General features: G+C 65.6%; 9 protein-coding genes and 1 pseudogene. All 10 read right to left on the minus strand.

Annotation, left to right across the window (positions count from 1 at the left end; genetic code table 11):
* Positions 1 to 590 (minus strand): annotated as a pseudogene (gene glyA / locus HMPREF3173_RS24810) (serine hydroxymethyltransferase); the annotation flags it as partial.
* A gap of 249 nt (positions 591 to 839) precedes the next feature.
* The gene (gcvP, locus tag HMPREF3173_RS03965; protein WP_070571629.1) at positions 840 to 3,710 is read right to left on the minus strand and encodes an aminomethyl-transferring glycine dehydrogenase; all 2,871 of its coding nucleotides are present in this window, start codon (positions 3,708 to 3,710) and stop codon (positions 840 to 842) included.
* Positions 3,711 to 3,724: 14 nt separating this feature from the next.
* Entirely contained in the window at positions 3,725 to 4,102 is a 378-nt protein-coding gene (gene gcvH / locus HMPREF3173_RS03970; RefSeq protein ID WP_070571630.1) for a glycine cleavage system protein GcvH, read from the minus strand.
* 260 nt (positions 4,103 to 4,362) lie between these two features.
* The gene (locus tag HMPREF3173_RS03975) at positions 4,363 to 5,895 is read right to left on the minus strand and encodes a sigma-54-dependent transcriptional regulator (protein ID WP_070571631.1); all 1,533 of its coding nucleotides are present in this window, start codon (positions 5,893 to 5,895) and stop codon (positions 4,363 to 4,365) included.
* An 83-nt stretch (positions 5,896 to 5,978) separates the two neighbouring features.
* A complete protein-coding gene (gene cycA, locus HMPREF3173_RS03980; RefSeq protein WP_070571632.1) occupies positions 5,979 to 7,403 on the minus strand; it encodes a D-serine/D-alanine/glycine transporter in 1,425 nt (474 codons plus the stop codon).
* Between the two features lie 515 nt (positions 7,404 to 7,918).
* Positions 7,919 to 8,809, minus strand: a complete 891-nt coding sequence (locus tag HMPREF3173_RS03985; RefSeq protein ID WP_070571633.1) for a DUF2950 domain-containing protein — start codon at positions 8,807 to 8,809, stop codon at positions 7,919 to 7,921.
* Entirely contained in the window at positions 8,806 to 10,212 is a 1,407-nt protein-coding gene (locus HMPREF3173_RS03990) for a DUF3300 domain-containing protein (protein WP_070571634.1), read from the minus strand. Before HMPREF3173_RS03990 ends, HMPREF3173_RS03985 begins: the two co-directional genes overlap by 4 nt.
* 41 nt (positions 10,213 to 10,253) lie before the next feature.
* A complete protein-coding gene (locus HMPREF3173_RS03995; RefSeq protein WP_070571635.1) occupies positions 10,254 to 11,288 on the minus strand; it encodes a DUF2955 domain-containing protein in 1,035 nt (344 codons plus the stop codon).
* Positions 11,278 to 12,378, minus strand: coding sequence for an HlyD family secretion protein (locus tag HMPREF3173_RS04000; RefSeq protein WP_070571636.1), 1,101 nt, complete (start codon positions 12,376 to 12,378; stop codon positions 11,278 to 11,280). Before HMPREF3173_RS04000 ends, HMPREF3173_RS03995 begins: the two co-directional genes overlap by 11 nt.
* A complete protein-coding gene (locus tag HMPREF3173_RS04005; protein ID WP_070571637.1) occupies positions 12,375 to 13,892 on the minus strand; it encodes an efflux transporter outer membrane subunit in 1,518 nt (505 codons plus the stop codon). The genes HMPREF3173_RS04000 and HMPREF3173_RS04005 overlap by 4 nt, the downstream gene beginning before the upstream one ends.
* Between the last annotated feature and the right edge of the window lie 3 nt (positions 13,893 to 13,895).

The raw sequence follows: 13,895 nt of genomic DNA on the forward strand, positions 1-13,895 counted from the left end.
AGGTAGGCACCGACCTTGTCGGCGATGGCGCGAAAACGGGCAAAGTCCAGAGTCTTGGAGTAGGCCGAGAAACCAGCGACGATCATCTTCGGCTTATGCTCGAGCGCTAGGCGCTCGACCTCGTCGTAGTCGATCAGGCCATTGGCATCGATGCCGTACTGCACGGCGTTGTACAGCTTGCCCGAGGAGGACACCTTGGCGCCGTGGGTCAGGTGCCCGCCATGGGCCAGGCTCATGCCCAGCAGGGTGTCGCCAGGCTGCAACAGGGCCAGGTAGACAGCCGCGTTGGCCTGGGAACCGGAGTGCGGCTGGACGTTGGCATAGCCTGCGCCGAACAGCGCCTTGGCCCGGTCGATGGCCAGTTGCTCGACCACATCCACATGCTCGCAACCGCCGTAATAGCGCTTGCCCGGATAGCCTTCGGCGTACTTGTTGGTCAGCTCGGTGCCTTGAGCCTGCATCACCTGCGGGCTGGTGTAGTTCTCCGAGGCGATCAGCTCGATGTGATCTTCCTGGCGTTTGGCCTCGCGGGCGATGGCCTCGAACAGCGCAGGGTCGAAATCGGACAGTGTCAGGCTTTTATGGAACATGTGCGTGTTTCCTTGTTGTTCTGGTTGAAGGCAAATCCTGCGAGGGCGGACGGCACCGGCGGTGCCGGTGTTCGCGGGTAAACCCGCGCCCACTGCCGCTTGAACATCGGGCCTTGTGGCCCAGCTCCTGTGTACTTGCTGGCAGCGCAGCCCCTGTGGGAGCGGGTTTACCCGCGAAGGCGGCCAACAGACCAACCTCGCATTCGCAGGTGCTCCCACTGCCACAGGGCGCGAGCGCAGCCCTGACGATCAGGCGTCCTGGTAGATCGACATCGGTGGACAGGCGCAGGCCAGGTTGCGGTCGCCATAGACGTTGTCCACGCGCCCTACCGGCGGCCAGTACTTGTTGTCGCGCAGCGAATCCTGCGGGTACACCGCCAGTTCCCGGCTATAGCCATGGCCCCACTCGCCGGCCAGCTCCGCCGCCGTGTGCGGGGCGTTCTTGAGTGGGTTGTCGTGCGTGTCCAGGGTGCCGTTCTCGACCGCACGGATCTCTTCGCGGATACGGATCATCGCCTCGCAGAAGCGGTCCAGCTCGTCCTTGGACTCGCTCTCGGTCGGCTCGACCATCAAAGTCCCGGCCACCGGGAAGGACATGGTCGGGGCATGGAAGCCGAAGTCGATCAGGCGCTTGGCCACGTCCTCGACGCTGATGCCGCTGCTGTCCTTGAGCGGGCGCAGGTCGAGGATGCATTCGTGGGCCACCAGGCCGTTCTCGCCGGTATAGAGCACCGGGTAGTGCTCCTCCAGGCGTCGGGCGATGTAGTTGGCGCTGAGGATCGCGACCTGCGAGGCGCGCTTGAGCCCTTCCCCACCCATCATGCGGATGTACATCCAGGTGATCGGCAGGATGCTGGCGCTGCCATAAGGCGCGGCGCTGACTGCGCCGTCCTTGCGCGCCATGTGCCCGTGGCCCGGCAGGAACGGCGCCAGGTGCGCCTTGACGCCGATCGGGCCGACACCTGGGCCGCCACCACCATGGGGAATGCAGAAGGTCTTGTGCAGGTTCAGGTGCGAGACGTCGCCGCCGAACTTGCCCGGCGCGCACAGCCCGACCATGGCGTTCATGTTGGCGCCGTCCAGGTACACCTGGCCACCGTGCGCATGGATGATTTCGCAGATGCGGGTGATGCCATCCTCGAACACGCCATGGGTCGAGGGATAGGTGATCATCAGCGCAGCCAGGTGCTCCTTGTGCTGTTCGGCCTTGCTCTGCAGGTCGGCCACATCGACGTTACCTCGCGCATCGCAGTTGACCACCACCACGCGCATGCCAGCCATCTGCGCCGTGGCCGGGTTGGTGCCATGGGCCGAGGACGGGATCAGGCACACGTCGCGCCCGGATTCGCCACGGCTGGCATGGTAGGCGCGGATCGCCAACAGGCCTGCGTACTCGCCTTGGGAGCCAGCGTTGGGCTGCAACGACATGGCGTCATAACCGGTCGCCGCGCAGAGCATCGCTTCCAGTTCGTCGGTCAGTTGCCGGTAGCCCTGGGCCTGTTCGGCCGGGGCGAACGGATGCAGCGCGCCAAACTCCGGCCAGGTGATCGGCATCATCTCGCTGGCGGCGTTGAGCTTCATGGTGCACGAGCCCAGCGCGATCATGCTGCGGTCCAGGGCCAGGTCCTTGTCGGCCAGGCGACGCAGGTAACGCATCAGCTCGGTTTCGCAGTGGTAACGGTTGAACACCTCGTGCTGCAGGAACGCACTCTGGCGCAGCAATGGCGTCGGCAGGCAATCCACACCGCTGGCCGCCAGCGCGGCGAAGTCCGGCAGGGCCTGGCCCGGCGCCGCGAACACCTGCCACAGGGCCTCGACGCTCTGTTGCTCGCAGGTTTCATCCAGCGACAGCCCCACACGCGCCGAATCGATCGGACGCAAATTCAGGCGCTGGGCATTGGCGGCCGCCAGGACCTCGCCCACGGGGCGCGCGGTCACCACGCTGACGGTGTCGAAGAAGTGCGACTGCTCCACCGAATGCCCGAGCTGGCGCAGGCCCTGCGCCAGGATCGAGGTCAGGCGGTGCACGCGGCGTGCGATCTGCGTCAGGCCTTCCGGGCCGTGGTAGACCGCATACATGCTGGCGATGTTGGCCAACAGGACCTGCGCGGTGCAGATGTTGCTGGTGGCCTTCTCGCGGCGGATGTGTTGCTCGCGGGTCTGCATGGCCAGGCGCAGGGCCGGCTTGCCGAAGCGGTCGATGGACAACCCCACCAGGCGGCCCGGCATGTCGCGCTTGAAGGCATCGCGGGTGGCGAAGAACGCCGCGTGCGGCCCACCGAAGCCCAGGGGCACGCCGAAGCGTTGGGCACTGCCGAACACCACGTCGGCGCCAAACTCGCCCGGTGGCGTGAGCAAGGTCAGGGCCAGCAGGTCGGTCGCCACCGCCACCAGGGCGCCTGCCGCATGGGCGCGCGCCACCAGGGCACGGTGATCGCCGATGGCTCCCGTGCTGGCCGGGTATTGCAAGAGCAGGCCGAAGTAGCCCTCCAGGTTTTGCCCTTGCAGGTGTGTTTCATCCCCCACCACCACTTCGATGCCCAGCGGCTCGGCGCGGGTGCGCACCACGTCGAGGGTCTGCCGGTGGCAGGCGTTGGAAACGAAGAACGCCGGGGCCTTGTTCGTGGCCAGGCGCTTGCAGAAGGTCATGGCCTCGGCAGCGGCGGTGGCCTCATCGAGCAGGGACGCGTTGGCGATCTCCATGCCGGTCAGATCGACGATCAGGGTCTGGAAGTTCAGCAGTGCTTCCAGACGGCCCTGGGAGATTTCCGGCTGGTATGGGGTGTAGGCGGTGTACCAGGCCGGATTCTCCAGCAGGTTGCGCAGGATGGGCGCCGGGGTATGGCACGGGTAGTAGCCCTGGCCGATGTGGTTGCGAAACAGCTGGTTCTTCGCGGCGATGGCCTTGATCGCGGCCAAGGCTTCGCTTTCACCCTGCCCCGGGGTCAGCTCGAGCACACTGGTGCCCTTGATGCTGTTGGGGATGACGCTGTCGATCAGGGCCTCGAGCGAGCCATGGCCGGTCAGCGCCAGCATGGCCTCGATGTCGGCCTCGCTCGGGCCGATGTGACGGGCAATGAAGCTGTTGTTCGTGCCCAGGGCAATCGGTGCTGTACTCATGGCGCCCTCCAGGCTCAGCCGTTGTCGGCCAGGAAGCGGTCGTAGCCGTCCTGGTCCATCAAGGTGTCGAGGTCCGCCAGGTTGTCCGCCTGGATGCGGAAGAACCAGCCGTCTTCCATGGGCGAGGCATTGACCAGCTCAGGGTCGGCGGCCAATGCCTGGTTGACCGCCACCACCTGGCCGTTGAGCGGCATGGTGATGTTGCTGGCGGCCTTGACCGACTCCAGCACCGCGACTTCATTCCCCTCGCCGTACTCGCCCGGCTCCGGCAACTGCACGAACACCACATCGCCCAGGGCCTGTTGGGCATAGGCGGTGATGCCAACGGTCAGCTCACCGGTCGCTTCCAGGCGCAGCCATTCGTGTTCAGGGGTAAAACGCAACGTGCTCATGGATCTTCCTCTTATTGTTGGATGGGCCCTGGATGCAGGACCTACCGCTACAAGAGCAAGGGGGATGCCAACTCGATAAAAACCTTTAATTTCAATCAGTTACTTTTATTTTATGCGTTTTCTGCGGCATCTCCCCTGGAGCGTAATCGCTCCAGGGACCAGGGCCTGCACTAGCGCGTCTGGGCCCATCCCTTGTAAAGCACGGCGTACGGATGTGCGGAGCAAATACGCTCCAATGGAGCGAAATCGAACCGGCCGTTTCACGACACGCGATTGGAAATACCGTACTTGCGCAGACGCTGCCCCACCGCCGTGTGCGAGGTCTGCAAACGCGCCGCCAGCTGGCGGGTGGAGGGATAGACGGCGTAGAACTTCTCCAGCAGCGATTTCTCGAAGCCTTGCACCGCAGCTTCCAGGCTGGTGACCTCCATCACATCGCTTTGCTGGCTGCTCAGCGCTGTCCCGGCCAGCTCCAGATCATCGCAGTCGATCACCTCCCCTTCACTGATCGCCGCAGCGCGGAAGATCACGTTCTGCAACTGGCGGATGTTGCCGGACCAACGATTGCCCAACAGCAGCGGATGGGTGGTCAACGCCAGCCGACACGGGGAACGCTGGATCTGGGCACAGGCCTGGTGCAAAAAGTGCTCGGCCAGCAGCAGGATGTCGGTGCCACGCTCGCGCAGTGGCGGCACCACCAGGTTGAGCACGTTGAGCCGGTAATAGAGGTCTTCGCGAAAACCGCCTTCGACCACCATGCTTTCCAGGTTGCGGTGGGTGGCGCACAGCACGCGGACATTCACCCGCACCTCGCCCCCACCCCCGACGCGACGGAAGCTGCCGTCATTGAGAAAACGCAGCAGCTTGGCCTGCAGATAGGGCGACATCTCGCCCACTTCATCGAGAAACACGGTACCGCCATCGGCCAGCTCCAGCAGGCCGGGCTTGCCCCCACGCTGGGCGCCGGTGAAGGCACCTGCGGAGTATCCGAACAGCTCGCTTTCGGCCAGGCTCTCGGGCAAGGCTGCGCAGTTCAAGGCCAGGAAGGACGCCTCACGGCGGTTGCTCAGGGCATGGCAGGCGCGCGCCACCAGCTCCTTGCCGGTACCGGTTTCGCCCTGGATCAGAATCGGCGCATCCAGGCTGGCAACCTTGTGCAAGCGGGTCTTGAGGTACTTGAGCGCCGGCGACTCACCTAACAGGGCGTCCAGCCCCTCGCCGGGGTCGTGCAGCAACGAGGCCAGACGTTCGCCGATACGACTGGGCGGATACAGCGTGAGCAAACCACCGACCAACGCATCGGCACCACCGCTGATGGGCGTAGCCTCCAGCAACAACGCCTGGCCCTGAAAGCTCACCTCGCACATGGGCAGGCGAAAGCCCTTGTCGATCAGGTTCTGCGCCAGGCGCGGCTCGGTGAACAGGTTCGACAACGGCTCCCCGGCAGGCTCGCGCCCCAGCAGCCTCACCAACGTGGGCGTGGCCAGCAGCACATGGCCATTGGGGTCCACCGCGAGCACCGGATCGCTCATGGCGGCCAGCAATGCCTCCAGTTGCAGGCGTCGGCGCTGGCCGGGCAGAAAGTCCACCAGCTCCACCGCCTGAACGCCCATCACCCGCAGCAAGGCATCGTGCAGTTCATCCAGCACGGCCTGGGACAGCGCCGGTGCATCGATGTAGACATTGGGCGGGATCATTTCCACCGCGTCTAGGTTGAGGTTGCGTGAGCCCAGCAGGGCGAGGATCTCCTGGGTGATGCCGACGCGGTCGATGAAGGTCACGTGAATGCGCATCGCGGGTCCCTTTTCTTGAAAAGACAACAAGGGGACCGCACGCCAATGCCGCCCCCTTGGGATGACCGAAGTGACGCCGAGGCTCAGTCCACTTCGTAGGAAAGCTGCACAGCCTCGGCCTTCTTGCGGCGGTTCGAGCGATAGGACACGCCCATCACCACGAACCACACCGGCACGAAGTACAGCGCCTGGCGGGTGTCATCCTCCAGGGCCAGCAAGGCAGTGATGAAGGCGAAGAACACCAGGCACGCCCAGGCCATGCGGGTGCCGCCGGGCATCTTGTAGATCGAGGCGCGGTGCAGGTCGACACGCTTCTTGCGGTAGGCCAGGTAGGACAGCAGGATCACCGACCACACGCACATGAACAGGATCGCCGACACCGTGGTGATCAAGGTGAACGCTTCGAGCATGTTCGGCACCAGGTAGATCAGCAGCGCCCCGCCCAGCAGGCAGGTGCAGGAGAAGATCAAGCCATTGGATGGCACCGCCCGCTTGGACAGTGCGCTGAACTTGCCAGGCGCATCACCGTCCACCGCCAGGCCGTAGAGCATGCGACTGGTGGAGAACACGCCGCTGTTGGCCGAGGAAGCCGCCGAGGTCAGCACCACGAAGTTGATGATCCCCGCCGCCGCCGGCAGGCCGGCCAGGACGAACAGCTCGACGAACGGACTCTTGCTCGGCACCACATCACGCCAGGGGGTCACGGCCATGATGGCGATCAAGGCCAGCACATAGAAGACGATGATCCGCAGCGGGATCGAGTTGATCGCCCGCGGCAGGTTGCGCTCGGGGTTCTTGGTTTCCGCTGCGGTGGTGCCGACCAGCTCGATGCCGACGAAGGCGAACACGGCGATCTGGAAGCCGGCGAAGAAACCCATCACACCATGGGGGAACATCCCCTCGTCATTCCACAGGTTGGCCAGCGACGCCACACTGCCGGTGGAGGACGGGTAAGCGGTGGCGACCATATAGAAGCCCGTGCAGACCAAGGCGCAGATCGCCACGACCTTGATCATGGCGAACCAGAACTCCAGCTCGCCGAACATCTTCACCGTCATCAGGTTAAGCGACAGCAACAGCCCCACGCAGCCCAGCGCCGGCGCCCACTGCGGAATATCCGGGAACCAGAACTGCGAATAGGCGGAGATGGCAATGACGTCGGCGATACCGGTCACGATCCAGCAGAACCAATACGTCCACCCGGTGAAGTACCCGGCCCAAGGACCGAGTAGGTCGTGGGCGAAGTCGATGAACGACTTGTACTTCAAGTTCGATAACAGCAGCTCGCCCATCGCCCGCATGACGAAGAACAGCATGAAGCCGATGATCATGTAGACGAAGATGATCGACGGCCCGGCCAGGCTGATGGTCTTGCCCGAGCCCATGAACAGGCCCGTGCCGATGGCACCGCCGATGGCGATCAGTTGGATATGACGGTTGGAGAGGTTGCGTTGCAGTTCGTGCGCTTGTTGGTCAGGCGGGCTGACACCCAGCGGCGAGTTGTTCATCGTTTTCACCTTGTAAGTCGAATTATTTTTATAACGTCACAAGTTCAAACGCCTCAGCCAGGTACCCACTGCATTGCCCGGCTGGACACAACCCCTGGAGCAAGGTCTGTGCCAGGCAAAAAGCCTCTGGAACGCCCATTCCAGGCGACCCTGTCGCATTCGGCATGTAATGAAGTCGCTCCAGGAAAAGCGCGTTGCGCGCCGATCGATGCGGTGCAGGCGTCATGAGCCGTACGCTCACGCCTGGCGTAGCGAAATCGCTCCAATGGAACGCTATCAATCCGCTTGGAGGTGACTGCGCAGCCCTTCGCGGATAAACCCGCTCCCACCTGGTCCGCGGAGAATCCTGTGGGAGCGGGTTTACCCGAGGCCGCCCAGAGCCCCTTCTCGCCTGCGACTGTAGATGCGCCGGCGCTTCGGAAAAATAGCCAAGGCAAGAAGTGGACTTCGGCAATTGCCGAAGTATCGACGCACAGCTCGGGTCAGGCCTCAGCCTGCGCCGCCTCTGCCAGCCCTCACTCGGCGGGGTCGACCTTCACCACCTGCCAGCTGTCGTCCGGGTCGAAGCGCTTCATCGCCTTGGCGACCTTCTCACCGCCAGGCCCCAGGTCCTTGTCGAACACCTGGCCGTCATGGCTGATCATGAAGCTCATCACCCCCGTCTCGTTGTACTTGGCAGGCCAGGCGATAAGCGCAAAGCCTCGGCTCATCTGGTCGCCGATCAGGTAGCTGTACGCGCCGCCAGGTGCCGAGGGGCCCTGGCCATCGAGAATGCGAAAGTGGTAGCCATACCAGTCATCGCCGACTACGTCCTGACCGAACAGCGGGCCCAGCGGGCTGATCTGGCCGTCGCCTTCGTCCGCCCAGTAGAGGCCGTCGTGCTTGCCAGGGCTGCTGAAGATTTTCTGAGCATACTCAAGCGCACCGTTACCGTTGCGATCCTGGGTGGCGTAGTCCATCTGCGCGTCGTGATACGCCAGCACCGACTGCAAGGCCGCCAGCTCATTGCGGCCAATGCGCCGCGCACGGATCTCGGCGCTGCCGGCCTTCAGATCGAAGCGCCAGCCGCCATTGCCTTTGACCAGTGGGATCGGCAAGGTCCACTGGTCGTTACCCACCGCCAGAATCGCCTTGCGCTCACCGTCCGCCTCGATGCGGTGTCGTTCGCGGTACTGCTGCAAGAACGCATCCACGTCGCTGCGCTGCACGCCCCCGCGGGGAATGTAGTTACGCCAGTCTTCGCCGAGCAGCTGTGCAAGGCGCGCTTCGTCGGGGTGCTCCACACCCAGGGCCTGGACGAAGGCCTCGACGGCTGTTTCCGGCGTCGGGAAGGCCTGCTGGGCCGAGGCGATGCACGACCAGGCAAGGCCTGTGGCCAATAGCCCCATAAGTATCTTGAGGTTCATCGCCGCCCTCCTCCCCTGCGCATCGGCGCACTGACCGGTCTGGACACCGGACGTCCCGCCGCCCGCGCGGAACTGGGCCGCTGGGCGAGCGACTGGCTCAATCGTCCACGGTTGGCCTGCACGTTGGTTCGAGACGGCGAGCGAACGCCATCGAAGGCATTGTTGCGGGCCCGCCCGGCCGAGGCCGTAGGCCGCTTGTGCGCGGCCTGGCGGAGCTGGCCATCGCCTTGGCGACGGTCGGCTACCCGGGGTGCGTTCGTCGCACCTTGCAGGCGATGGCCAGCCTGGGCTTCGCGTGCCCGTTCACGGGCCTCGCGGTTGGTGGTGGCCGGACGTTCGATGCCGTGCCGGTCCATCGAAGCCCGGGCGCGTTCCCGGGCCTCGGCGCGCTGGGCATCGTCACCCCGATACGCGGCGCGCTGGCGGGCGCCGTCCAGTTGCCGGCCGTATTGCTCGCGGCTCCTGGCATCGCGATAGGGCACACCATCGCGATGCACGGCGTTGTGCTGCCACTTGTTCTGGCTGTTGTCGATGCGGTTTTCGATGTTGTTGATGTTGTTGTAGCGGTCAACATCGATATCGATGTCGTGATCGTCCCAGTCGCAATCGCCCCACAGCGAATTGATGATCGCCACGCCAGTGCCGAAGGCCAACCCCGCCACCAGCGCTGAACCTGCATAATAGGCCGGCGGCGGTGGGTAGTACACCGGCGCAGAGGCGGGGTACTGCCAGGTGCCGTAGGTGGTGTTGGGGTTGTAGCTGGGCACGTAGACCACTTGCGGGTCGGCCGGCTCGATGATGATGGTGGTGTTGCCAGCCGCTGCGCTCTGGCCGGTACCGCCGGCGGAGGACGGTGCGGGCGCGGCCTGCACGGTCACGTTCTGGTACTGGTTGCTCTGCAGGTTGCCGGCTGCCTGAGCTTGGTGACGCAGGCGCTGCACGCTGTTCATGACGTCGTCGGGCTGGGCCAGGAAGGCATCTCCCAGACGCTGCACCCAGACCGGGTCTTGGCCCAAGGTCACCAGCACCTGCGGGAAGGCCACCAGCGCCTGCACGCTGGGGTCCCAGGTCTGCCCGGCCACCTGCTTGACCGCCTCGTCGCCCTTGAGCGTGCTGTTGGCCTTGGACCAGGTCACCGCCTCGGCGACCTCGCCCGGGTAGGTGGTCGCCATGAGCACCTGTGCCAGCAGCGCATCGGGGTACAGCGCGATGGGCGCGAGCATCTGGTCCAACTGCTCCTGGGTGAACACGGCCGCCTTGGCGGTGCCCCCGCTCGGCGCAGGCTCACCGGCCGGCGTAGGCCCGCCAGCCGGGGCAGGCGCCGTCGTCGCCGTCTGCGCAAGGCTTACCGTGCCGCCCAGGCACAACATCACTGTCATGACGCCTAGCATTGGAACGCGCATTGCACCTCCCGCAAAGGCCTATCGCCTGAAATGACTGTGCGTTAAGGGTAGCGCTGCACCTGTGATTTACCACGTCGCGCACGCCGACTGTCGATCCACACCAGCATGGCACTGGCATACAGCGAAACCGCCAGGAACAGCGCCATGCGCACCGCGAACGCGCGGTACACGTCCTGGCCCGCCACGCTGTCCTGCACCGACTGCCCGAGCAGGATCAGCATGGTCGTCAGGCAACTGACCCAGAACGCCGGTCCATGCCGGCTGCCGATCACCGCATACAGCCGCCGGGCCTGCCAAAGGGCAAACAGCAGCCCCCACAGAAAGAACATCCACAGATGGACGAACAAGCTGAGCGCACCCCACAGCACAATCGCCAGCAGCCCGGCCAGCAACGTCGAGCCAATCAGTTCGCGGGCGGCCTGGCGGGCATCGGTCTGGTCGGCCTGTTGGCCGAGGCTGACCGCCTTCATGATCAGCGGCATGAAGCGGTCCGGTGCGATCAGCGCCAGCACGAACGCCGGCATGACGATCAGCGTCGCACGCAGGGCGATCCAGCTCACCTCCTCGGGGCTCAAGCGCGGCGGCACTGGCGCAGCCACGACGTCGGCCGGCTCGGGGAACAGCACATGAGCCACCGCACAGCCGATGACCGCCAGCAGCATGCCCTTGGCCAGCGCCTCGACCACCGATAACGCCAGGGTGAAATCGCTGGTCCCTGCTGCGGCGATCATGGTCAAGCCGATCACCAGCAGATTCGCCAGCAGCCCGTTGCCGCCGCGCAAGGCGTAGCGGAACACCGCGAACAAACCAACACCCACCAGCAGGACGCCGCTCAGCGGCGCATGGCGCAGCAGCGGAATCAGCAACAGGCCACTCCCACAGCTGAGCAACACCATCAGCGCCAGCACCGGCGCCGCACGCAGCCCCAGTGCCTGGCTGCGCATGGCCAGCAACAGTACGGCGAACACCGGCGCCAGGATCGGCACCGGCATGTCCAGGCCGAAGCTCGCCGCCAGGCACAATGCCGTGCCCCAGGCCAGGCGCAGCGCCCGCAGGCGACGCAGTTCAATAGGCATAGGACAACCAGCTCATCACCCACATGAATACCCGGCCCAGCAGGTTGAGTGGGTTGCCCTCCCCTGGCAGCGCCATGATCTCGGCCTGGCCACCGACCCGCAGGTTGCTCACGTTCAGCCGACCATCGCGCTCCAGCTCGACGATCACCGGGAAGCGCTGCGCCGAACGCAGCCACTCGCGGCTGTTCTGCACTTGGGGCAGCGAACCTGGCGGCGGGCTCTGGCCGACGCTCACGCCATAGCCGATGCTGCGCACCCGCCCATGAAGCAGCTCGCCAGGCAAAGCATCGAGCACCACCAGCACCGGGGTGCCCGGGCGCAGGTGGCCCAGGTTGTTCTCGGTCATGTCGGCGCTGATCCACAGGTCGTGGATGGCGATCAAGGTCATCACCGGGCTGCCGGCGCCGACATAATGGCCGACATCGGTGCGCAGGTCGGTGATCAATCCATCGGAGTCGGCCCGCACTGCGGTGCGTGCCAGGTCCAACCGAGCCTTTTCGACGTTGGCCACCGCGCTGCGCACCTGGGCGTTGTCCGCCTCTTGTCCGCCCTGCTGCTCGCGGGCGCGCTCGACTTCGGCGCGGGCTGCGGCCACTTGGCTGCTGGCCTGCTCGCGGCTGGCCTGGGCGCCCTCCAGGCGTCGCACGGACACCGTGCCCGGGTCTTCCCGATACAGGCGTGCCAGGCGCTCGGCGTCCTGGCGGGCCTTGCGCTCGTTGGCCTGGGCGGCAGCCAGCGAGGCCTGGGCGGCGTCGATGCCGGCGGTATGGGCGCCGATCTGCCGGCGCACCGTGTCGAGCTCGGCCTCGGCCCGCGCCAGGGCGATGCGGTATTGCGCCTGGTCCAGTTCAAACAGCACCTCGCCCTTGCGCACTTCCTGGTTATTGCCCACCGCCACCCGCTTCACCTGCCCGGCCACCTCGGCACTGACCGGCACCACATAGGCCTGCAGCCGCGCCTGCTGGGTATAGGGTGTAAAGCGGTCGGCGAGCACATACCAGAGCAGGCTCACGGCGATCAGCAGCAGGACCCAGCGCATGCCCCGGTCGGGCTTGGCGGGTGTCGGCGAAGGGGCTGGGGCATCGCTCATTTCGGCTCACCTGTGTCGTTGCGCGCTGGGGCGGGCTTGTCGAGCAGATCCCCCCAGTCGGTGCGTTGCTGCATCTGTTGGCGGGTGTCGGGGGCGATGGGCGCGCGGTGCGGATCCCAGCCTCCACCGAGGGCTTTGTACAGGGCCACTAGGCTGCCGACCGCATTGCCACGGCTCACCAGGTAGCTGTCCTGCTGTTGCAGCAACAGTTGCTGGGCATCGAGCACCCGCTGGAAATCGGCAAAGCCCTCCCGGTACTGGGACGTGGCCAAGTCCAACGAGCGTTGTGCGGCCTGGGAGGCCTGCTGGCGAACCTCGGCACTTTGCAGCGAGCGCACCAGCCCGCTGGCCGCATCGTCGGCCTCGCGGGCGGCCTCGCGCACATCGCGCTGGTACAGCTCGATCAACTGCTGAAGGCGCGCATCTTCCACGCGCACGGCGTTCTTGCGCCGGCCATAGTCGAACGGGTTCCAGATCAGGCTGGGGCCGGCGGCGAGCTGGAAGCTGTCGGGCAGGTGGTTGGCCGAGACGAACGTCCAGCCAATGCTGCCCAACAGGCTCAACGACGGGTACAGGTCGGCCTCGGCCACGCCCACCAGCGCCGATTGCGCCGCCACCGCCTGCTCAGCGGCGCGAATGTCCGGGCGGCGCCGCAGCAGGCTCGCCGGCACGTCCTGCAGGATCGCCCGGTCAGGCAGCGGCAACTGCCCGTGGCCGCTCGCCAATTCAGGCAATGGCCCAGGTGGTCGGCCCAGCAATGCACACAGCACGTTACGCAGGGCGTTGAGCTGGTTTTCCAGCTCCGGAATGCTGGCCTGGGTGGCCAGAAACTGGGTGCGGGCTTGCTGCCAGTCGAGTTCGTCGTTCTCGCCATGGCGGAACAGCCGTTCGGTGATCTGCAGGCTGCGCGCCTGGCGCTGGGCGTTCTCGTGGGCGATGTCCAGGCGGGCCTCGACGGTGCGCAGGCTGAAATAGGTATCGGCCACCTGCGCCCGCAACAGCACCATGGCATCGGCGTAGTTGGCCTCGGAGGCAAAATACAACGCATCGGCCGACTCGATGGCGCGGCTGAAGCGCCCCCAGAAGTCCACCTCCCAGGCGATGTCGAAGCCCAGGCTGGATTGCCAGAACACCGAGTCCCGGGCCGTGGGGGTACCGGACTGGTCCTGCTTGAGGTAAAGGCTCTCGCCGCGCAGCTGCTGTACCTGGGGGTAGCGCCCGGTCTGGGCGATGGCCAGCTGCGCGCGCGCCTCGGCGATGCGCAGGCCGGCCACGCGCAGGTCGGTGTTATGTGCATCGGCTTCGGCGATCAGCGCATCGAGCGTCGGGTCGGCGAACACCGCCCACCACTGGCGTAGGTCCGGCGATGCCGCCGGGTGGGTGGCCTGGTCCAGCAAGGGGGTATTCCAGGTGTCCAGCCAGGGTGTCGGCACGGGTTTGAAATCCGGGCCGACCTGGGTGCAACCGCCCAAGGCGGCCAGGCTCAATGCACAGCAAAAGACACGTTTGACCATGGC

The sequence above is a fragment of the Pseudomonas sp. HMSC08G10 genome (assembly GCF_001808425.1).
Classification (GTDB): domain Bacteria; phylum Pseudomonadota; class Gammaproteobacteria; order Pseudomonadales; family Pseudomonadaceae; genus Aquipseudomonas; species Aquipseudomonas guariconensis.